The organism is Bifidobacterium tibiigranuli, assembly GCF_009371885.1.
Taxonomy (GTDB): Bacteria; Actinomycetota; Actinomycetes; order Actinomycetales; family Bifidobacteriaceae; genus Bifidobacterium; species Bifidobacterium tibiigranuli.
This window is the reverse complement of the sequence record NZ_QLZA01000007.1, coordinates 100,531-122,588: the sequence shown is the minus strand read 5'-3', so window position 1 is coordinate 122,588 and position 22,058 is coordinate 100,531. Positions and strand designations below refer to the sequence as shown.

The window sequence follows — 22,058 nt, the reverse complement described above, 5'->3', positions numbered from 1 at the left end:
GGCTGAAACTTGGGCCAAGGCTACGCGGGGTCAAGCGCGCTCTCGATCAGCGTCGTAATAAGTTTGCCATAGTTGACGCCGGTCGCCTCCCACGCCTTGGGATACATCGAAATCGGCGTGAAGCCGGGAATCGTGTTGACTTCGTTGACGACGATGTTGCCATCCGCGCCCACGAAGGTGTCCACGCGGCTCATGCCAATGCCATCAACCGCCTTGAATGCTTTGATGGCAATCTCCTGCACGCGTCGCAGCGTTTCGGCGGGCAGATCGGCTGGCACCTGCACATGCGAGGCACCAGAATCGATGTATTTGCTGTCAAAATCGTAGAACTGGACGTCGCCGGATTCGCGCCGGTCCAGCACGATCTCGCCCGGCCAGCTGGCCCGAGGCTCCTCGCTGATTCGCGACGCAAGCACCGCGCACTCAATTTCGCGGCCATCGATGCCTTGTTCTACCAGCACCTTCCAATCGTGCCGGGATGCCTCGCGCACTGCGGTGGCCAGTTCGGCGGCGTCCCCCGCACGTTCCACCTTAGTCACGCCGAAGCTCGAACCAGCGCGCGAAGGCTTGACGAACAACGGGTAGCGCAGCTTGGCCGTACGCACTTGGGCGATGAACTCCCCAGCTGCCGAGTCGAAGGAGCTGGCGGTCGTATAAGGGCGCGTGTCGAGAGTGACATCGGGCGCGACCGGTATGCCAGCGTCAGTGAGCAGGATTTTCGTGAAATGCTTATCCATGCACGCGGCGGAAGCGAACACGCCGCAGCCGACATACGGCACCCCTAGCATCTCAAGTAGGCCCTGCACTGTGCCATCCTCGCCATACGGCCCGTGCAATATCGGCAGCACGGCATCGATATGGCCCAGCGAGGTCAGCGTACTGTGCTTATTCGCGCTACTCTGCCCTTGCACACCGTCGTCCGGGCTACTGCGCGCGAAGAAACCGTCGCCTCCCATACCCATATCCAGCACGACACGGCTTGTGCCCTCCCCCGCACTCACGACAGGAAGCGGTGTTTTTTTGAAATCAAAGTCACGCGGATCCGTGCAGCCCGTCAGCCATTCGCCTTGCTTTGTGATGCCGATCGGAACCGCCTCGAAACGCTCTTCATCCATCGCGGCCAGCACCCCAGCAGCCGAAATGCACGAGATAGAGTGCTCATCGGCCTTGCCGCCGTACAGCACCACTATGCGTTTCCTGACCATGTCAATCCTCACGAATCCGTACCGACCGCCGCAGCAGCCAACCTCCCCATGCAGGGCCTTGCCTCGTTTGCTTCGTTTGCCTCTGCCAGCCAGAATACTCAGCCCACAGTCGTTTGGGGTTTCTTGAGCATACTTGACCGTGAGTAAGCCATTCCACGAAATCTCAAACAGGCTTAGCTCATCCTCGAAGCGCATTTGTTTCTAGTTGTTTTCGCAATGATAGCAGCGGCAGTATCACTTAGGACAGGCACATCGGAGGCCACTGATGGGCGAAGCCAGCCTCACTTTCAAGCAATGCACCAGCACTGAACAAGAGATCTTCATGACATGGCTTGGCAACAAGCTGTATGCCAAATGGCAACTCGTCGGGATTTTTTGGCGCAGGAAGCGATATCGAGGGGAACCCGGCAAGAGAGAACAGATATGTGCATTCCAGATAATCGGTTATCCTGCGCGTAGGCCGTCCGCCAACTGTGGTGACTTCACCGCTGTCATTCGGGAACGGCATCACGCTTGCACTGGGAACCATAAGCAAGTCATACCGTTCGAAGAACCGCTGCAATTCTCGATAGAAGCGTGTGCGTTCCTCTTGCGCACTCAGGTAGGACTCAAGAGAGATACCTTCGCCTTGCGCGATATTCCATTTGAATGGCTCCGTGGCCAATTGAGGATGCGCTTCAATCAGATGCCGAAACTCATACCACGTCTGGGCATAGCTCAGCGTGCAGAAAGCCCTCGAAGCATTGCCCACCGACGGATAATCCTCATCAATATCCATCAGAACCGAGACTTTATCTATTGCTCGGGAAAATCGCTGAGCCACTTCATCATCAACGGCATATTCATCGCCAAGAGTGAGACTCGCCGCTGCATGGAATCGTTTCGGCAAAGATTGGCGTGCATATTCATCATCGCTGGGGGCAAGGGGATCACGAGCATCGCTCCCGGACATAACATTTGCCATCAACCGTGCATCAGCAATAGAACGTGCAAGCACCCCCTGCGTAGCGATTCTCTCCCACCCCAGCAGACTTTGCGGCTCTGGTATGCGACCCAGAGCAGGACGAAAGCCGACGCAGCCGGTAAACGCTGCCGGAGTTCTGACGCTTCCTCCCAAATCGGTACCCTGCGCCAGCGACACCATGCCGCTCGTCACCGCAACAGCTGAGCCTCCGCTGGACCCCGCAGAGGTAAGCGCCGTATTCCACGGATTGCACGTCGTCCCTCTGATAGGATTCGTGCATACCGCGCCGAATGCATATTCGGGCGTGTTGGTTTTGCCGACAATGATCGCGCCAGCGGCTTTCAACCGAGACACGGACAAGGCATCTGCCTGCGCAGATTCTTTTGCCGAAAGCCTGGAGCCGAACGTAGTGGTCAGGCCTTTGACATCGGTGACGTCTTTGATGGCAACGGGCAGACCATGGAGAGGGCCGCATTCCCCTGTATGGCTGTCAAGCTGTTTCGCGCGGCTGATCGCCCCAGCACTATCAACGCTGATGAAAGCCCCGAGAGCCGGATCCAACCGATGGATTGAATCCAATGATTCCTGAACGACTTCGGTAGCGCTGCATTCATGGCTGCGAAGCCGTTGAATCAGTTCGCTGGCGGGCATCGATAAGAGATTGTTCACGGTGCCGTTCCTTATCTTTAGTCGTCCAAAATCGCAACGGCCCGGCACCAGGAGCCGCTTCCCTTGCGAATTTTGATTGGGAAGAGCGAGACTTTGAAGCCAGTGGCAGGAAGCAGTCGGAGGTTAATCACTTTCTCGGCATGGACATATTCGACGGCGCGTCCAATCCGATGCGCTGGGAAAAAGCCGTCCTTGTCACCATCCTTAAGCTTTTCGGCCATGTATTTCAAAGGGATGTCAAGCGAATACGCGTCCGTTGTTATCATGTGCACGCCGTGCTCCACCAGCCAGACGACAGCAGACGCAGTGAGGCCGGTGCCCATCTCATTATAGATCGGCGTATCCCAGTACTCCTCGGCTCCTGTTCGAAGCATCACGATGTCATTAGGCTGCAGTGCATAATGCAACTGATCGAGCGCAGCCACGATATCGTCTTCGTCGATAGGCTCTGCAGTCTTCTTTGTCGAGCTAAAATCAAGCACGACACCGTTGCCGTAGCACCATTCCAAAGGAACCTGATCAACGGTTTTTGCGGGCTGACCGGCCGTAGTGGGCCCAAAATGCCAGGGAGCGTCAATATGAGTGCCTGCATGTGAGGAAAGGGAAAGTTCCTCCCCTGCACTCCCCACATATGGCTCGGGGAAATCAGCAGGATCAAGACCCCATGTCTTTGCGGTGCGATGTGCAAAGTCATAATGATCCCAATAGGTGATGCTTGGTGAGTTAAATTCGCTGGCGAAATTTGACAAAGGGACACTGAGATCGATAAAATGGGTCATGCTTGCTCCCGACTCGATATTGAATTACCTAATTGGTAGGACCAATTATATGATGCGGAATGTTGCCTGAAACAAAAGTTCCGTTACTTTGGGGAAACATTTTTCTGAATCTACTGATGCCCCGCAATGCGTTTCGCACCAAAGATTCACTAATTGTATGATTGATTGGTCATACCAGCTAGTTTTAAGAGGCAACACCTGATGACTTCCACCGTCTATGGCTCCCAGGCGACACAGACACCGGCAGCTACGCAAATCGCAGCAGACTTGGAACGGCGCATCATCACCGGCACACTGCAGCCGGGCACCAAGCTGCCGCCGGAACGCGCGTTCGCAAAACGATACCAGGTATCGCGCTCCACATTGCGCGATGCCCTACTGGAGCTGGAAAACAAGAACCTCATCCGGCGAGTCCAAGGCAACGGGACCATCGTTTTGGAACCGCCTCGCGACGAATGGGATCTGCGCGCGATGACAGCAAAATCCAACCCCGAATATGTGGCCGAATTGCGCTATACCATTGAACCCACCATCGCCAGACTCGCTGCACTGCGCGCCACCGCAGCCGACCTGCTGCAGATCAAAGAGGCCGTGGCCAAAACCGAGGCGGCATCGAATCAGGAAGACGCCACGGATACAGATATCACCTTCCATGCATTGCTTGCCCAAGCCTCGCACAACCCGATTATGGCCGCCATCGTGACGATGACCGCCGAATGGACGCGCGAAGAGCGTGTGCTCACCCATTCCAATGATGAATGGCAACGGCTCTCGGTCGAGGAACACAGCGCCATAGCCGAGGCGATCGGCCTGCATGATCCCGACCTTGCCGAAGAGACCATGCGCAGACACATGGTTGAGGTGCGCAGGCGCATCGAGCAATCAACGCATCAATGAGCCCACGCCTCTCCAGCGTTCAATTCACTCGTTTCCCCTCATAGAATGACATCCACACCGGCGTATGCTCCAGCAGCACGTCACGCTCATTGGGGGTGTCAAACACCACGATATTCGCAGGCTGACCTTTTTCGATTACACCGCTTCCCATGTGATTCGCCTTGGCGGCGTTGACCGTGAGCATGCCCATCACGTCATGCTGCTGCTCCGCCGATCCGAAGTGCGCCATTTCGGCAAGCATGTTCGCCGCATTGAGCGGATCGCCGTTACCGAAAGGCGTGAACGCGTTCTGGATGTTGTTCGTGGCGACGACGACGTTCACGCCATGCTGCTGCAACAGCCCAACAGGCATGATGCCGCGCCGAGGAGCTTGAAGATCGTCACGTCCGTTGAGGTACACATCGGTCATCGGCAAACAGACGACGGAGATGCCGGCCTCGGCAATGCGATCTGCAATACGCGCCGCCTTGTCCAAAGGCACGGAGCCGAGTGAGGTCATATGCCCGGCGCTGACGCTCCCCTGCATGCCGTGCGCAATCGCATGGTCGGCTAGCGACAGTATATCGAGCTGCTCGGGATTGTCGGACAGATCGATGTGAACATCCACAGGCTTGTGGAACTCCTCAGCAAGCGCAAACACGAAATCGAGGTGTTCGACGGGATCAGGGTCGTTATATGGAATGCCCCCTACGACGTCTGCGCCCATTTCCAATGATGCGCGCATAAACTGCTTGACATTGCCCTGTCTAAATATGCCTTCCTGAGGAAAGACAGTGACTTGAAGCCGCAGCCGATCACGGTATTCCTCACGCAAGCGCAGCACGGTTTGCATGGCTTTGAGCTGCAACGTGTCATCGACCTCGACATGCGCGCGCACAGCCGTGGTCCCGAATGAGATTTCACGGTCCAGTACTTTGCGGGCGCGTCTGGCCATGTCTTCGCATGTGAAGCCGCGTTTCATCTCGCCGGTGATGTCAATCGCGTCAGCCAGCGTATGCGCATCGCGGGGCATGCTGTCCAAAAGGAAAGCCTTCTCCAAATGCAGGTGACTTTCAATGAAGCCACTGTTTGCGAAGCGCCCGCCCTCATCAACGTTGACAGTCCCTTTCAGTCCTGTTTCCACAGCGGCGATTCGGCCGTCTTTGATTCCGATATCCGTCGTCGGACCGTCCTTTAGCGACGTCAGACGAACATTGTTCAGCACTACATCAAACATGATTGTCTGCCCCTCAATCAGATAGCCGTATAGCCGCCGTCGACAATGTAATTGGCACCGGTCACGAACGATGCTGCCGGAGACGCCAAGAACGCTATGACCTGCGCAATCTCATCCGGTTTGCCCAGACGGCCAATCGGATGCTGGGCGATAAGGTCGTCAATCGTTCCCTGTGGCCCGCGCTTGCCTCCTTCGAATTGCCGCGCCAGCAGCGGCGTCTCCACCGCGCCAGGAGAGACCGCGTTGACGCGGATGTCGTCTTTGGCGAGCTCAATGGCCAGAGATCGTGTAAGCCCAAGTATGCCGGCTTTGGATGCGGTGTATGCGCTGAAGCGGTCCGCGCCAACCGAGGCAAGCTGCGAAGACACGTTCACGATAGACGCCGAATCCCCCGCTTTCAGAGCCTCGACGCCTGCCTTGATTGTCAGGAACTGAGCGCGAAGATTGGTGTTGATCACGCGATCCCATTCGTCCACATCAAGTTCGGCTACGCTGTGCACGGATTCCACGCCAGCTGCATTGATCAGGCAATCAAGTCCTCCTAATGCCTCAGTGGCCTCATGCACCGCATGCTCCACTTGTGCAGGATCGCGCAAATCGCAGATGAACGATAAGTCATCGTTGTCGGCATGCTGTATATCCAGCACAGCCACCTGCCATCCTTGCGAACGCAGCAGGCCTGCTGTTGCAGCGCCGATGCCGGACGCGCCTCCTGTTATCAGCACTCTTCGAGTGGTATTCATGGTGATTTCCTTTCTGTTATGCATCTGTTATGCAGCCGAAATCGCGCCGCTTATTATGCGAGCGGTTTCAAAGAGCTGACGATGCGTGATTGTTGAGGTAAGCGACGTGAGCAGCAGCCCGAAATCATAGGAAAACGACGAGTTGCTGCGGTGCATCGGTATGCAGATGCTGGCCGTACCCAGCACATTGGCTAGCGATGTGTATCTCGTAAGCCGGTGCAGCATATCCGACCGGTTGCTCCAGGGAAGACTGGGCGGCCGCTGCGGCAGGGCGGGCGTGAGCACGGCAATGTCAGGGAAACGCTGTTCCATATGCTGCGCATAATTTCGTTTCTCTTGCAAAGCTTGCCGATAGTCGCTGGCGGGCACTGTCGGATTGTCCATGTACCGGCTGACGTAGTCGTTGATTTCACGACGCAGCCATGATCCTGAGGTTTCGTCCTGTCGGATTGCTCGCATCAGCTCATAGTTGCTGATAGTGGCGGTGATATCAGCCGGGTAGGCTAGTTGTTCCCAATCAATAGCGGACGATTCGAGACGAATGTCGTTATCACCGCTCAGCACCACGAGGGCACGCTGATATTGCGCATTGATAGCAGGGCCCATCGATGCATTGTCAATAGTCAGCACCTTGAATTTTGTTGGTTTTCTTGCAGAATTGCGACTCTCGACATCAGCGTTCAGTATACGGTCCAACGCTTCGAGATCTTCCAAATTGCGTGCAAGCGTTCCAACATCGGTGAAACTGGGCGACGTATCGCAGATATGGTCAGACGGGTAGCTGCCATGCATGGGCTTGAATCCCCAGATATCATTGAGCGCAGCCGGTTTGCGCACTGATCCCATGGAATCCGTCCCCAAGGCCACATCGGTGATGCCCGTGCTGACCGCGACCGCACTACCAGTGCTGGAACCTCCCGGATATGCCCCTGGCATCGCAGGATATACCGTATCGACATCCGTCAATCCCAATCCCAGCGGTGGGGTCTTCTGCGTGGCATACAGCTTGTAGCCGTGATTGCGTAGCAGCGAAACGCATGTCGCGGACTCGGTCGCCTCAGGCTGCTTGTGCCCAATGCAACGCTCGAAACCGAGATAACGCGGCACTCCTTGTACCGCGATAAGATCCTTGACGCCGAAGACTGGGCCTTCGTCATCCGCCCGTGCGCCCGGCTCAGATTCCAGCACAGTCGCGCTGGTGTGAAATCGCTTGTCGAGAAGCATACGCTTGGAATTCCGCTCATTCATGATCATGCACCGCAAAGATCCGAAGTGCTTCCTGCCGCAGCTGCATGAGGTCGGCATTGGCCGGCGCGTGGTCCTTCACTACGAATTCGCCGTTCACGATAACGTCGCGGATATCGTCACGCCGGTAGTTATAGACGATATGCTGCAGTTCACCGCTGGCAGGGACCGACACCACAGGGTTGGGTTCGATGAGCACGATGTCGGCCTTGTACCCCTTTGTCAGACGTCCAAGATCATGCGAACGGCCGATGGCGAGAGCGGGATTGATCGTTGCGGATGCAAGCGCCCGAGACGCGTCATAGTCATCGGGATGCGGTGAACCAAGACGGTTCACCAGCGCATATAGACGCAGGCAATCCAGCATGTCGGGCATCATGTTGTCCGTAGCAACGCACACATTGGCACCAGCCTGGGCAAACTCGTCGCTTTGCAGACGGCAGCCGGATTTGAGATTTGCACCCACCATTTGGATCACGTTTGTCCCCGCTTGCGCTAGCCGGGCGATGCGTGACTGCGGCAGCGATAGGCAGTGGCCAGCTAGCAGCCATGGACCCAGCAAACCGCAGGATTCCAGCAGTTCCACCGAATCCATACTGTCACGGGACGAAACTTGGTTGCGCTCATGTGCTCCCTGCGACAGGTGAATCGCCACCAGTTGCTGGCGCTCTTTGGCAAGTTGCGAGCATTCCGCAAGCAATTCGCGCGAGCAGGTGTCCGGACCATGCGGCCCGATCATCACACGCATCAGGTCGTCGTCGCCGTTGCCTGCATAGCGATCCTCGAGATTGTGCTGTCTGGACAGCGTTTGCTCGCGAATAGCGTGCTGATATTCGTACCGGCCGCTGTACGCTAGTACGGCGAGATCGGCGTCATGCACGCGTTCGCTGACATAGCAACGAATACCAACGCGCTCTAGGTAGGCAGCGGAGGCATCCTCATGCTCATAGTTATCGACTATGGTGGTCGATCCCATCAGCGCTGCCTGCACCGCTCCGAAACCGGCGAGAACCGCAAGTTCATCAGGAGAGAACATGATGCCTTGCGCTACGCGGTGCTGATAGATCGGCGCCCCCGCATAGTCGTCTCCCCGGCCATGATTCGACAGCAGGGCGGAATGAACATGAGTGTTGATGAATCCGGGCAGCGCATAGGCATCGTGCGCGTCAATGACGCGCACCTCGGCATCTGGCGCCTGCGATGCGCGCACGGAATCTCCTATCCAAGCGATGGTGTTTCCCACCACATGAATGCTGGTATGGTGACGCACCTCAAATTTGCCGTCATGCTCGATGACAGCTGCGACATTCACCAGCCAGTACTCGTTGCCCATGATTCCCGGTGCATTACGCATTGAACATCGTTCCCCACTGCTGGGCAAGCCTGTCGGCACTCGGGTATTCAATGACGCGCAGCGCCTCCCAGACTGCCAAGGATGTGGAATCAACGAACGGTATGCCGTATCGACTTTCTGCCCAAATGGCTAAGTCTGCAGCATTCATATTCGTGCAGAACGCGTAGATGCCATCGGCGTCCGGGTGCTGCTGCATCAGCTCCTGAACTTTTGCCTTGATCTGAGAGCGGGTGAACTGCGAAAAATTCCAGTTCACATGCTCATTGAACGACGACCATCCGGCAACAGCCGTGCCCATCGCCCCAAACGTGTGCTGGATCGCCGCATTCACATCCTCGGTGTACGGATCCACCAGATTAATGGAATGCACCCCAAGCCGACGGAACAACTCGCGTTGCCCCAGCACGACAGATGAACATGGGATGCCCGTCTCCTGGCTGATGCTGTCACACAGCCGCGCGTCGCTGTCCTCTCCAAGCCATCCTGCGGAAGTGCCATTCCATATGATGCAGTCGACTTTTGCTTCCGCCAGCAATCTGGCCGCCGTCAGCATGGGCTCTATATCGAACTGCCCTACGCCTTTATTGGAAAGCGTGATCTCTGTAACTGAAAACCTGCCGAAGTGGACGCTGACATCAGGCAATGCCGACAGCATGGCGAAGGTTTCAGGCTCCAGAATAGTGTTTGATGACGGAGTCAGCATGCCAATGCGTTTCATAGAATGTCTCTTTCTGCGCGTTTTGCGCTCATCAGTTGACGAGAAGCTCTCTAATGTGCTTCTTCAATTCGTTGAACGGAACCGTGGTCGAGTCACGAGGACGGTCCAGATCCACATGAATGTCATCCTTAACCCCGGTCCCTCGCGATCCCATGACGATGACGCGATCGCCGAGTACGAGCGCCTCATCGATGCTATGAGTAATGAACACTACGGTTTTCTTGGATTTCGACCAGATGTCAACCAGACTTTCCTGCATGGATTCACGCGTCTGCGCATCCAACGCGCCGAAAGGCTCATCCATCAAAATAATCTGAGGATCCATGGCCAACGCTCGCGCGATACCCACTCGCTGCTGCATGCCCCCGGAAAGCTGCCAAGGGAAATGCCGCTCGAAGCCCTTTAAGCCCACTGTGTCGATAAGCGGTTCGACTTTCGCGGCACGCTCCTCTTTGGAAACATGCTTCACCTTGAGTGGCAATCCAATATTGGACTGCACATTCATCCAAGGCATCAGGCTTGCTTCCTGGAAGACGACCGCACGATCACTGCCCGGCCCTTCAATCGGCTCGTCCAGAAGCGTCAGCCGGCCGGAAGTGGGCGATTCGAATCCCGCGATGAGATTAAGAATCGTGGTTTTCCCACATCCACTCGGTCCAACGATGCAGACGAATTCATGATCCTTAATGCGCAGATCAAGATTCTCGAGCACATCAAGCGCGCCGTTCGGCGTCTGATATCTCTTGCCTACATTCTCAATACTGAGGTAGCGATAAGCCATGTCAGGACTCCTTCCAGAACATAACGCGGCGGTAGCTGAGCCGCAGAATAAAGTCGGACAGGTAGCCGATGACCCCAATGCTCACCATGGCGGCAACGACCAGATCCAGACGCATGAAATTGTACGAATCCCACAGGGAATAGCCCAAGCCGCTTTTCACCGCTATCATTTCGGACGTCACCACCGTCATCCAGGCTGCGCCAAGTCCTGTGCGCAAACCTGTGAAAATGGAGGGTACTGCATGAGGCAATGCCACGTATATCAACTTTTGCAGCGAGCTTGCACTCATCATCTCCGTGGCACGAAGCAGGTTTTCAGGCGTGCTTACAATGCCATGCGTCGTATTGATAAAAATGTGGAAGAACGCTGCCAGGAACACGAGGAACACCGCAGGACCATCGCCTATGCCAAACCATATGATGCTTAATGGTATCCAGGAGACTGGCGGAATGAAACGCAACATCTGCACCGTCGGCTCCAAAAGGCGCTTGGTGACCTCCCACCACGAGCATACAATACCTGCGATGATGCCCAGCACGATAGCAAGAGCATACCCGGAAAGCACGCGCGTCAGGCTGCTGGCCGCGGCCGTGAGCCACTGGCCGCTGACGCTCTGCGTACTGCCGTCAAACCCGAAGATCCAGTCTCCTAGTGCATGAATAATTTTGCTGGGTGTTGGGAAAACCGAGCTATAGTCTGAGCTGAACGAGGACGATTCCCATATCGCAATGACCAGAATCGGGAAGATGAGTTTTTGAATCCCGTGGCCAAGCTTCGAAAGAAGCGTTTTGCCCCACGTTGCAGGATTCTTGCGACCAGTCATGCTCATCACTACTTACCAAGCTGGGCTTCGGATTGCTTGGTCGCTTTGGACAGGAAGCTGTAGTCAACATGCGAGGAGATTTGGCCGGAAACATCCTTTTGCACATATCCCATGCCCTTGAGCGTCTTGGCTATCTGCTCGACCTTGGTCATTTTGATGGTGTAATCAGGCCTTGCATTCTTCACCGCTCGTTGCGCAATGGCCTTGTCCAGGCCCGTCTTGGAGACGACCGCATCCACCCATGGGCTTGTATCACCTTTCAGCCCATCGACAACTTCAACGTTCGCATCAACGAATTGCTGAAGCGCGTCATGCTTCGATTTGATTACATCATCGCGAGTCAGGATAATATTGGTGAGGTCGCCCATCGGCTGATCATACGGATAAGCGAAGTGATAGCCGGAATTCGATAGGATGATACCGGATGCGAATGGTTCGACAGCCGATACAAGGTCAATCTGCTTGTTCACGAGATTATTCTTGAAATCGGCCGGATTCGAGATATTCACGAAGTCCAGATCCTTGTTGACATCGACGCCTTCGGCGCTGAACTGCGCACGCATCTGGAGATCCTGCGAGCTTCCTCGGTTGGCGCCAATCTTCAGCTTTGCGCCATCAGATGCCTTTTGTTTGATATAGGAGGAGAGTTCTTTCCAGTTGCCTGGGCTGACCTTATCCTTCATACCGTTGGAAAGGATGATATCACTACCGCCATTGATCTGGCCTGATATTGCGACCACGGGAGAACCTTGATTCAAAGCGGTGACAAGATGCCCATAGGTGACCTGAGCGACATCCACCTTCTTGCTCATGAGTGCCATTAGAGAATCGTTGCCATTTTGGAACTGATGCATGTCCAATTTGAGGTCCTTCGCCTTATTCGGAATCAGGCTCATAGGGATGCAGTGTGCACAACTCGCGTAGCCAACGCTCAGTGCATTCGTTGCGCTCGATGAAGAACTGGCTGATGATCCACAGCCCGAGGCAAGCAGAACGACACTGGTGACCAAAGCGAGAGATTGCGCGATGTACCGGTTTACATTTTTTACTCTCATGATTTTTCCTTTTGCATGTGTTGCAATCACCAATTCAAATTGGTAGGACCAATCATAAATAGTCTGAGAAACGCAACAGTAACGCTCGTATTTCGAGACTGTTACGGATTGCCAAATGTCGACTGATGATCTCAGCGCCTTTGGCAAGGTTTGCGGTAATGACAGCAAGGAAAAGAGCCACTGCTCATCCGCTTATTCGCAGCAGTCCGATAAGCGGACAACGTTCTGCCTCAAGGATGCGCCACAATTTCTGAATGAGCATGCTGCTTAGGACTGCCATGCTCCTGACGTTATGTGTCGCAATGCCGGCACTGCCACAGGGGTGGAGCGCCGGCATTGCGATATTTCAGACCTTTTACGCGATGCAACCCCGCATAGACTTGCTCATCATGCAGGAGTCGTGACGTGTGGATGCCACATTCTATGCGTCATTGCATCATTGCATCATTGCATCATTGTGCATAAGTCAAATAGCTACCTACGTCCAAAGGCAAGCACAGTCTGGTGACTGAGACTCGAAAACTCGTCCGATGCATTCGGCCCTGGGTTCGCCCTATTCCTCGCTGATATCGGCGCTGAACAGCTCGGCGAGCATCTGCGCGCACGGGATGCCCTCATCCAGCACCCGGCTCATTGCACAGGCCAGCGGGGTGGGCACGCCAAACTTGCGGCCCAGCGCCACGACGGCATCGGTTGTGGGCACGCCTTCGGCCACGCCGCTGCTGGCGGCCGTCGCTTCCGCGACGCTCATGCCTTTGCCCAGATTGGAGCCAAAAGTATAGTTGCGGCTCAGCGGCGAACCGCAGGTGGCAATCAGATCGCCGACGCCTGCCAGTCCGGCAAAGGTTCTCGGGTTCGCCCCGGCGGCCTCGCCCAGCGCCGTAAGTTCCGCAAGCCCGCGCGTCTCGATCATGGCGGCAGTGTTCTCGCCGTATCCGGCCCCTCGGGCCATGCCGACCGCGAGCGCCACGACGTTCTTGAGCGATCCGCACATTTCCAGCCCAATCACGTCAGTGGTGACGAAGGTCTTGAAATATTCCGTAGCGCAGGCAGAGGCGACCGTATGCGCCACATCGATATCCTCGCATGCGACAACAGTGGCCGAAGGCTGGCGGTCGGCGATTTCCTTGCTCAGATTCGGGCCAGATACGGCGGCGAAGCGCTCGGCCGGCAAGGCAAGCGCCTCGCGCACCACCTCATCCATGCGCTTGCCGGTATTGCGCTCGATGCCCTTCATCAGCGAGACGACGATGGCATTCTCAGAAATCAGGTCTTTGAACGGCTCAAGCGCTATCCGAGCGAACTGGGCGGCTATCGCAACCACGACGATGCGCGCACCGCACACCGCCTCGGCTCGGTCGCCGGTCGCCGTCATATTCTCGGGGAGGCGCTTGACGCTGGGCAAACGGACCGCATTATGATGCTGATCCCGGATACCCTGCACGATCTCAGGTTCGCGCGCCCACATCGTCACGTCATTGCCGGCATCCGCAAGCACCTGACCGAAGGCCGTGCCCCAGGCTCCCGCGCCCAACACCGTGATCTTCATACCTCGCTCCTTCGCGCCAGCGGACGTATCTATGCCTTGTTATGCTACCGCCCGCCTTGACTTTGCATTGACTTTGCCGAGTCGTTAGGCGGATAAACGCGGCTTGCGACTCATCGTGCGGAAGTCCCAGTATCCCTCGGCGGGTGGCTGCTCACCGCGAATCTCGGTCATCACGGCTTCCATGCGCTCGCGCACCCGCCCGGCCAGCTCATCGGCCAGCGCTGCCGGCGGCTCCTCGCCCCATTGAGCCATTGAGCCAAGCAAATCGGAATAGTCAAGCTGCGTGTCATAGCACATGACGACGTTCTTGCGCGGCCACGGCCACCAGTGGTTGATGCTCGCCGCGCCCCAAGTGACCGCGCAGAACAGCGGCACCTGATGGCCCAATCGACGCGAGGCCTCAAGCGCGATGATGCCGACGCCGTTCTTCATGCTCATCGGCCATTTGAGCGGATCGCGGGTCAGCGTGCCCTCCGGCCAGATCGTCAGCGGGCGACCGGACGTGAGAATCCTGACGGATTCCTCTTCGATGACGCGCGCCTTGCCACTGCGCCTCGGCACCGGCTGCATGCCGACCAGCTGGAACCATTTGCCGATCACCGGCCAGCCGCCCAGCTCCGCCTTCGCCATGAACCGCGGCCGTCTGCCCATATGAAACAGCGTCATCATCGGCACGAACACGTCGTACATCGTCACATGCGACGCCGCTGTGATGAATACGCCGGTTTCGGGGATATGCTCCAATCCCCAAGCCTGCACTTTGCTGTGCGTCCGCATCACGACCGACACTCCGGCAAGCAGGCGCTTGGTGCCTTTGGGATGCTGCGCCTCGATCTCAGCCGTATTGGGCGCGTGCCCTTGGATGGGCGGCTCATACGTCGGGTCAACCAGATGATGGCGTTCGTTGAGTATACGAACCTGCTCATCGCTTAAGGGTTTCACAGCCGAGCGCGGCGACGGTTTTCCTTTGGAAGTCATGCCCCCATTGTGCCGCAAGCGCCGAACGAACCGCAGGAACGGCCACGATTCAATCGCAAAGATATCAGATATACTCTTAATTTTACATACCGACCGACGGTATGTAAAGTTGCAGTTAGCAGCACACGATGGCTGGCGTTTATACGCACGACCATCTCCGCCCGACAAACAGCCGCACACCTCGCAGCCTCGTTCTAGAAAGGAAGCAGCCTTATGGCACGCAACGCCCACCCGGAAGTCACCCGGCAGCGCATCCTCAATGCGGCCCGAGCCCAATTCGCTGCCAAGGGCTTTGAGAAAACCTCCATCCAAGACATCCTCAACGAGCTGGGCGACCTCTCAAAAGGCGCGATCTACCACCATTTCGCTTCAAAAGAGGCCATTCTCGACGCGCTGAGCAATCAAGATATGGAATTCACCGAGAATATCTTCGCTCGCCTCGACAGCGACAAGACGATGTCCGGACTGCAGAAACTGCAGGAGACCATGCGCTCCACCATGCGCGACAAGCAGCATCTCACCGCCATCCGCGCCCTGCTCCCCCAGCTCGACGACCCCACGACGCTGGCCGCGAACCTGCGGCATTGGGGCAACGAGCTCTCGCAGCAGCTGCTCGTCTATATCGAGGAGGGCGTCGCCGACGGCTCCACGCCGACGCAATACCCGCGCGAAGCGGCCCAGATGCTGGCCATCCTACCGAACTACTGGCTAATCCCGCACTTCTTCCCCGGCACGCCGAGCGAGCTGAGGCACCGAATCGAATGTCTGGAAGCCATGCTTGAAGCCATCAACGTGCCGGTTTTCGACGGTGCGCTCATCGATGACTTCATGACCGGCATCGCCGTGCTTGCTGCGCCGAGCAACGAATCGTCAGCAGAGGCACCGCAGATCGTAACGGAGCAGTAGGCATTCATCTTGGCAGTCGGTCGGTCGGTTCGGTCGTCGGACGGCCTATTTTCCCACCATTCAGATCTCTCGTCAGTCATCCTTACGCCAATCCAGCCTTCTTTTCAACGCTCCAATCCGGTCCAATTTTTATCACTTCTATACATACCGTCGGTCGGTATGAAAGGATTATTATGGCATCGTCACATCCCAACCCCAACCTCAGCCCCGCCTCTCACTCCCCACTCACCAGTCGCAACTTCATCCTCCTGGTTGCCGGTCAAGGGCTCTCCCTCTTCGCCAACACGATGCTGCGCTTCGCGATGTCGATGTGGGTGCTTGACGAAACCGGCTCGGCCTCGGCCTTCGCCTCGATGCTCGCTGTAGCCGTCGTGCCGACGATTCTGCTGTCCCCATTCGGCGGCGTGCTGGCCGACCGCATCAACCGGCGCACCATCATGGTTGCGCTGGATGCGCTTTCCGGCACCTTCATTGTGCTGGCAGCCATCTGGTTCGCCGCAGGCAATGGGTTCAGCATGGTCGCGGTCAGCGCGCTCATGGTGTCGCTCTCTGTGCTCAGCGCCTTCGAAACGCCGACCGTTCAGGCCGCGCTGCCCCAGCTGCTGCGCGATTCCGGGGAGACGACCATGCGCTGCGGCATGGCCATCGTCAATCAGGTTCAGCAGCTCACTTCGCTGCTGCCCTCCTTCGCCGGCGGAGTGCTGTACGCCGCATTCGGCATCCGAATGATGCTCATCATTAGCATCACGGGCTTCTACGCCACGGCAATCCTCGAATGCTTTCTGCACCTCGCGCCTCCACGGCGTGCAGATCACGACAGTGCCGCAACCGCAACCGACGAAGATACGCCCAAGGACATACCCACAGCCATGCCCACGCCCATCGAAGATATCAAAGAGGCCTTGCGGTTCCTAGCCCGCAAACAACCCAACATCCTTAAGCTCATGCTGTTTGCCACCGCCGTCAACTTCTTCGTCAACGGCAATAGCTCCGTAGGGTTCACCTATATGGTGCGCGCCACGCTGGGCTTCAACGCCACCATCTACGGCATCAGCGAGGGAATCGTCGGTATCGCGGGAGTTGCGGGCGCCTTCATCACCGGCGCGCTGGCCTCGAAGCTCATCATCGAGCGATTCCCGGCCGCCTGCTACGCCATTGCCGTATGCGTGCTGCCCTGCGCAGTAGCGTTCGCAGTGCCATTCAACGATTGGACCAGGCTGGCGCTGATCGTCGCCTCGTTCTGTGCCATGATCATCGCCGCCAGCTTCACCACCATCATCGCAATCCCCGCCATCCAGATGCGCACCCCAGAAGCGCTCACGGGCAAAGTCATGGCGATGGTTTCAAGCCTGTCAATCTGCGCCATGCCGCTGGGCCAGATGGCATACGGCTGGGCCTACGACCACGTGCCCCCGCTATGGATCGCGCTTGTCACCGCTGCCGCCATAGCCGCGCTGACCCTCTGCGCCCGGTCGCTGTTCGCGCATTTTGACGCAGGAGCCGAGCCGCACCACACCACACGCGGCAACTCCCGCCATCAGTCTCCTGACGTTTCGTAACGCTGAAATCGCTCTGCACAACCGACTTCGACCGGCAAAACCCTCGGCGTGTCGAAACCCCAAGCCTTCGACCACATAACCATGATACGCATGACGCGACCGGGCAACCTCCCGTACGATGCCAACATGCAAACTACTTCCCGAAGCACATTCTTCACCCTCGATGAGGCGCAACGAATCGCCAGCGAGCAGCATCTGGCCTGCGCCGAAGCAGCCAGACGAACCAAGCGCACGCTCATTTTCAGTCACATCACCCTTCTGAGACTATGCGGCATGAGCGTCAACGTGCCCAGCACTTTAGACAGCAGGCTGCTGCACGTCACAGCGAATTCGCCGCAACAACTCTCGCATCTGCGCGGCGTACAGAATCATTTATGGCCGCACCCCATGACCCATACCCAGTTCGGCGACAATATCGCCGGAGTTTCGGTAGAGCAGGCAGTATGTCAGATGGCTGCCTTCTGCGACCGTGACTCAATGGTCATAATCATGGACTGGCTCACTTGCAACAATCCCGATTTGAAACAGACCACTCATGATAACTTGGCGGATTTCATCTATAGCATCGGCCCTTTTCGCGGAGTGCGAGTCTGCAAAGAGGCTCTTCCCCTCAGTGTTGAGGGAACGGACTCTCCTCAGGAAACCTATATTCGTCTCAAGTTTCCCGAAGTCGGGCTCCCTATCCCCGAAGTGAACCCGACCATCATCGACACCGTTGAAAGCAATCAGTTTTCAGTAGATATGGCCTATCTCAAACAGCAGGTGATTATTGAATACGACGGGGAATACCACCACACCAGAGACCGCTGGACCTATGACCTCTATAAACGCAACAGATTGCAGAGTCTTGGATGGAAAGTTTTCACTGCAACAAAAGAAGTGTTTTCAAGCGATACAACGCTGCATAACTTCGTGATGATGGTTGCCGACGCTCTCGCGCAGGCCGACAAAGCCATTCACCAGTTCGGACGTCCAAACTGGTGAGGCAGCGTACGAAGACCGAACTCTCACGTTCGCGGTCGAAACGAACCACTCCGCTCTGATGGGCAGCGAAAAGCACGGGGCAAGTCAAGATACATCGATTTGCCCTGCAACCTCATTTATTCAGCACTTTATTCGTCAATTAAGCACTTGCGAAAGTATCCGGAAAATAATCTGCTCTCAAAACGGCTCAAATTCAACGTTTTCAAAAAGGTCCTATCCCTTAATATCCTCCGTAGAACTTCAATTCGAGCCAAATCTGCTTAATAGATTCGGGAACACTGGCAGATTGGCATCCGGTTCGCCGTAACCAGGTTCATTACCGTTCGGTTCACTGATGTTCAGGCCATTGACCATTGAGCATTGCGATTTCTTGCGCCCCATGTCCTTCGCCCACAAGCTGTCGTGACGTGATATCGTCTGCACCTGAAATCTATTAAGCACTTTTCTCAGTCATGTATGGTCTTTACCCATATACTCTGAAAAGAGATTATTCAGAAACGGCGTAATTTCAACGTTTTCATTACCTCATAGAACCGTGGCTACTTTCGCATGTGCTTAATTGACGAAAAAAGTGCTTAATAGATGCAAATCAGAAGGTTTTATGCTGCATTCTGCATCCGATATATCTGCGTGGCACCATATAACAACCAAGGCAGCTTATTGGGGCACCCTATGCAGCTTGGATGCCCCGTATTTCGAATGTTTCAACGCCAATTGCCTGAAAACAGCACGGGTGCAGACACGCAAACACCGCTAGTCGATGGCGGCGTCGAGGGCGGTGAGCTTGCCGCGGAAGTCGGCGTAGCCACGGTCGATCAGGCTGATGCCGCGCACGTCGGAGGGGCCTTTGGCCGTCAGCGCCGCGATGAGGTGGCTGAATCCGCCGCGCAGGTCGGGCACGTCGATGTCACGGCCTTCGAGCGGAGTCGGCCCGAAGATCACTGCGGAATGCTTGTAATTGCGCTGCTGGAAGCGACAGGGCAATGACCCCAGGCACTCGCGGTAGAGCTGAATGGTCGCACCCATCTGCACCAGCGGCTTGGTGAAGCCGAAGCGGTTCTCGTACACGGTTTCGTGCACGATCGACAGGCCGTTGGCCTGGGTGAGCGCCACGACGAGCGGCTGCTGCCAGTCGGTCATGAACCCGGGGTGCACGTCGGTTTCGAGGGCGACCGACTTCAGGTCACCGCCCGGATGCCAGAAGCGGATGCCCTTGTCAGTGATATCGAATTCGCCGCCGATTTTACGGAATACGTTGAGGAAGGTCATCATCTCGGGCTGCGTCGCACCTTTGACGAAGATATCGCCGTGCGTCGCCAGCGCCGCCGAAGCCCAGGATGCTGCCTCGATGCGATCGGTCAGCGAAGTATGCGTGTAGCCCTTGAGCTCCTTGACGCCTTCAACGCGGAAGGTGCGGTCCACATCAACCGAGATGATGGCGCCCATTTTCTGCAGCACCGCCACCAGATCCATGATCTCCGGCTCGATTGCCGCGCCGGATAGCTCGGTCCTGCCTTCGGCGAGCACAGCGGCGAGCAGCGTCTGCTCGGTCGCGCCGACGGAGGGGTATGGCAGGTGAATCTTCGCGCCATGCAGTCCGTCTGGCGCGGTGATGTGGATGCCGTCCTGATGCTCCTTGTCGACGTTCGCGCCCAGCTTGCGCAGCGTCTCAAGGTGGAAGTCAATCGGCCGGCCGCCGATGTTGCAGCCGCCCAGCTGCGGGATGAAAGCCTCGCCCAGCCGGTGCAGCAGCGGGCCGGAGAACAGGATCGGGATGCGCGAGGAACCTGACAGCGTGTCGACATCGGCGACATCGGCCAGCTGCACATTCGTCGCGTCAATGGTGACGATGCCCTTGTCGCCATTGACATCAACGTTCACGCCATGCAGGCGCAACAGATCGGAGACCACGTGCACGTCCCGGATCTCGGGCACGTTCTTGAGCACGGACACGCCCGGCGCGAGCAGCGCGGCCACCATGGCCTTGCTGACGAAATTCTTTGCGCCGCGCACCTTGATGGTGCCGTTCAGCGGCTTTCCGCCGACCACATGCAGAACATCTTCGCTATCTTCAGCCACTCTTCAGTCCTCTTTCATTCCCCACGCAGGTTTGCGGGCGGGTATAACGCTAGCATTTAGTTTGCCACAAGGCTTGTGGGGGCTTGGTGAAATGCGCTACATACGCCCGCAGCCTAAACGACACGCGCCGATAGGCTGTCTCGTTTCCGCACGCGTTGCAATGCCGCAGTGTTGAGATAACTCAGTATTGCAATACCACAGGGATGCAACGCCGAGCGCAGTCATTCTCTGTGACGCAACACCCTGGACCGCAGCTCCATCTAAGTTTCCTTGCTATATTGCCGCTTGTATTACTGCTGCACCAATTCACCCTTAATTCGATGCGCCAGCTCACAGTCCCACATGGCACCGGTCGCGCTCATCACCGCATTCGCGCCAGCCGACCGGTATGCCTGATAATCTGCCGGACCCATGACCCCGCCGATGCCGATAATCGCAAAATCAAGTCCCAGCCGCTCGCGCATATCGGCGAGTCGACGAACCATGTCCAGCCCGGCGCTGCGAATGGCCGAACCGCACACGCCGCTGCGTTCGCGCCCTTCGCCCGGCAGCGCCTGATTGCCCTTGCGATCGACCAGCTTCGCGGAAACCGTGTTGATTGTCGCGAAGGCCTGCACGCTGCCGTGCGAGGCGGTTTCGCGCACCATGCGTTCCAAAGCCTCATCGCTGGGCAGATACGCCAGCTTGATGATCAGCGGCATGTCGCCGATCTCGTTCTTCACAGCCTGCGTGATTTCGCCGACCAAGCGCGGGTCATCGCAGAGCAGACGATTACGGCCTTCATTGGGGCAGCTCGTGTTCATCTCCATGAGCTGCGCCCCGGTTTCCCGAACCAGCTTGGCGGCAGTCACATGGTCGGCGATGTATTCGCTCGTCGTCATGCCCTCATGCCGCGAGCCTTGGAAACTGGGGATGAGCAGCTGCCCAGACCCTGCTGCAGCGATGGCGGCACGCATGTCCGGCTGCCATTCGTCCGGGTCACGCGAGGGCACGCCAAAGGAGTTGGAAATCGACAATGGCCGTTCGAAGTGACCGTCCGCCAGCACGCCTTCGTCCAGCTCGGCGTCACCCGGAGTCAGCGCGCTCGTGCGCGGATGCACCGAAAGCACATTGGGGAAAGGATTGCAGTCCCAAGCCCGGGTACGCACGGTCTTATAGACGGCAAGATCGAAGCCCATGCGGAACGCGGCCGTAGTGAACCGCGAATTGAGCAGCGGGCCGGCGGGGATGCCAAAAGGCAAATTGACCGGGAAACCCAGGAAGTTCGCATCGGATTTGGATGTAGACAACCCGGTAGGCTGGGATGACTGTTCGGCAAGCGCCCCGGCGAATGCGCCGAACGGGCCACGTTCGTAGTTCTCGGCATAGCTAAGATTCACATCGTAGAACGGCTCGGCATACTCGGCCATAACACACTCCTATAGATTTTTGCACCAGTATAGGAGAACGGCGCTACGAACAGCAGAAGCTGAGTCTGATGGAAACGATGACTGGCTGTGAGCGATCACCGGGGTGCCTGTTCCAAGGGCGGTCTTGGTCCGTTGGACAGCCCAC

At 56.9% G+C, this 22,058-nt stretch carries 19 protein-coding genes; 4 read left to right on the top strand and 15 right to left on the bottom strand.

The window, feature by feature from the left end; genetic code table 11:
- Positions 1–20 precede the first annotated feature (20 nt).
- From DDF78_RS07380 to DDF78_RS07370, 3 genes are all read right to left on the bottom strand, one after another.
- Positions 21–1,205, bottom strand: coding sequence for a D-alanine--D-alanine ligase family protein (locus tag DDF78_RS07380; protein WP_152587867.1), 1,185 nt, complete (start codon positions 1,203–1,205; stop codon positions 21–23).
- A gap of 238 nt (positions 1,206–1,443) precedes the next feature.
- Positions 1,444–2,838 carry an amidase gene (locus DDF78_RS07375; RefSeq protein WP_152581255.1) on the bottom strand — a complete coding sequence of 465 codons (1,395 nt, stop codon included), beginning with the start codon at positions 2,836–2,838 and terminating at the stop codon, positions 1,444–1,446.
- Positions 2,839–2,855: 17 nt separating this feature from the next.
- Positions 2,856–3,617, bottom strand: coding sequence for a cyclase family protein (locus tag DDF78_RS07370; RefSeq protein WP_152581254.1), 762 nt, complete (start codon positions 3,615–3,617; stop codon positions 2,856–2,858).
- A gap of 201 nt (positions 3,618–3,818) precedes the next feature.
- Here DDF78_RS07370 and DDF78_RS07365 point away from each other — a divergent pair, with 201 nt between their 5' ends.
- Entirely contained in the window at positions 3,819–4,514 is a 696-nt protein-coding gene (locus DDF78_RS07365; RefSeq protein ID WP_152581253.1) for a FadR/GntR family transcriptional regulator, read from the top strand.
- Positions 4,515–4,533: 19 nt separating this feature from the next.
- Here the strand turns inward: DDF78_RS07365 and DDF78_RS07360 are convergent, their stop codons facing one another.
- From DDF78_RS07360 to DDF78_RS07315, 10 genes are all read right to left on the bottom strand, one after another.
- A complete protein-coding gene (locus DDF78_RS07360) occupies positions 4,534–5,730 on the bottom strand; it encodes an amidohydrolase family protein (RefSeq protein ID WP_152581252.1) in 1,197 nt (398 codons plus the stop codon).
- Between the two features lie 17 nt (positions 5,731–5,747).
- A complete protein-coding gene (locus tag DDF78_RS07355) occupies positions 5,748–6,473 on the bottom strand; it encodes an SDR family NAD(P)-dependent oxidoreductase (protein WP_152581251.1) in 726 nt (241 codons plus the stop codon).
- 27 nt (positions 6,474–6,500) lie between these two features.
- Complete coding sequence (locus DDF78_RS07350) at positions 6,501–7,721, bottom strand: amidase family protein (RefSeq protein ID WP_162000778.1); 1,221 nt, start codon at positions 7,719–7,721, stop codon at positions 6,501–6,503.
- A complete protein-coding gene (locus tag DDF78_RS07345; protein WP_162000777.1) occupies positions 7,714–9,051 on the bottom strand; it encodes an amidohydrolase family protein in 1,338 nt (445 codons plus the stop codon). Before DDF78_RS07345 ends, DDF78_RS07350 begins: the two co-directional genes overlap by 8 nt.
- 13 nt (positions 9,052–9,064) lie before the next feature.
- Positions 9,065–9,790 carry a maleate cis-trans isomerase family protein gene (locus DDF78_RS07340; RefSeq protein WP_152581248.1) on the bottom strand — a complete coding sequence of 242 codons (726 nt, stop codon included), beginning with the start codon at positions 9,788–9,790 and terminating at the stop codon, positions 9,065–9,067.
- Positions 9,791–9,821: 31 nt separating this feature from the next.
- Complete coding sequence (locus tag DDF78_RS07335; protein WP_152581247.1) at positions 9,822–10,571, bottom strand: ABC transporter ATP-binding protein; 750 nt, start codon at positions 10,569–10,571, stop codon at positions 9,822–9,824.
- A gap of 1 nt (position 10,572) precedes the next feature.
- The gene (locus tag DDF78_RS07330; protein ID WP_152581246.1) at positions 10,573–11,394 is read right to left on the bottom strand and encodes an ABC transporter permease; all 822 of its coding nucleotides are present in this window, start codon (positions 11,392–11,394) and stop codon (positions 10,573–10,575) included.
- An 8-nt stretch (positions 11,395–11,402) separates the two neighbouring features.
- Positions 11,403–12,290, bottom strand: coding sequence for an ABC transporter substrate-binding protein (locus tag DDF78_RS07325; protein WP_162000776.1), 888 nt, complete (start codon positions 12,288–12,290; stop codon positions 11,403–11,405).
- A gap of 712 nt (positions 12,291–13,002) precedes the next feature.
- The gene (locus tag DDF78_RS07320; protein WP_152581244.1) at positions 13,003–13,998 is read right to left on the bottom strand and encodes an NAD(P)H-dependent glycerol-3-phosphate dehydrogenase; all 996 of its coding nucleotides are present in this window, start codon (positions 13,996–13,998) and stop codon (positions 13,003–13,005) included.
- Positions 13,999–14,082: 84 nt separating this feature from the next.
- Positions 14,083–14,976 (bottom strand): lysophospholipid acyltransferase family protein, encoded by an 894-nt coding sequence (locus tag DDF78_RS07315; RefSeq protein ID WP_152581243.1) that lies wholly within the window; start codon positions 14,974–14,976, stop codon positions 14,083–14,085.
- A gap of 213 nt (positions 14,977–15,189) precedes the next feature.
- Here DDF78_RS07315 and DDF78_RS07310 point away from each other — a divergent pair, with 213 nt between their 5' ends.
- The 3 genes from DDF78_RS07310 (at position 15,190) to DDF78_RS07300 (ending at position 18,425) form a co-directional block, all read left to right on the top strand.
- The gene (locus DDF78_RS07310) at positions 15,190–15,882 is read left to right on the top strand and encodes a TetR/AcrR family transcriptional regulator (protein WP_152581242.1); all 693 of its coding nucleotides are present in this window, start codon (positions 15,190–15,192) and stop codon (positions 15,880–15,882) included.
- Between the two features lie 173 nt (positions 15,883–16,055).
- On the top strand, positions 16,056–17,441 hold the full coding sequence (locus DDF78_RS07305) for an MFS transporter (protein ID WP_152581241.1): 1,386 nt from the start codon (positions 16,056–16,058) through the stop codon (positions 17,439–17,441).
- A gap of 126 nt (positions 17,442–17,567) precedes the next feature.
- Positions 17,568–18,425: a DUF559 domain-containing protein gene (locus DDF78_RS07300; protein WP_162000774.1), complete on the top strand. Its 858-nt coding sequence runs from the start codon at positions 17,568–17,570 to the stop codon at positions 18,423–18,425.
- Positions 18,426–19,178: 753 nt separating this feature from the next.
- Here the strand turns inward: DDF78_RS07300 and murA are convergent.
- Positions 19,179–20,504, bottom strand: coding sequence for a UDP-N-acetylglucosamine 1-carboxyvinyltransferase (gene murA, locus DDF78_RS07295; RefSeq protein ID WP_152581239.1), 1,326 nt, complete (start codon positions 20,502–20,504; stop codon positions 19,179–19,181).
- Positions 20,505–20,794: 290 nt separating this feature from the next.
- Positions 20,795–21,913 carry a beta/alpha barrel domain-containing protein gene (locus tag DDF78_RS07290; RefSeq protein WP_152581238.1) on the bottom strand — a complete coding sequence of 373 codons (1,119 nt, stop codon included), beginning with the start codon at positions 21,911–21,913 and terminating at the stop codon, positions 20,795–20,797.
- Positions 21,914–22,058 lie beyond the last annotated feature (145 nt).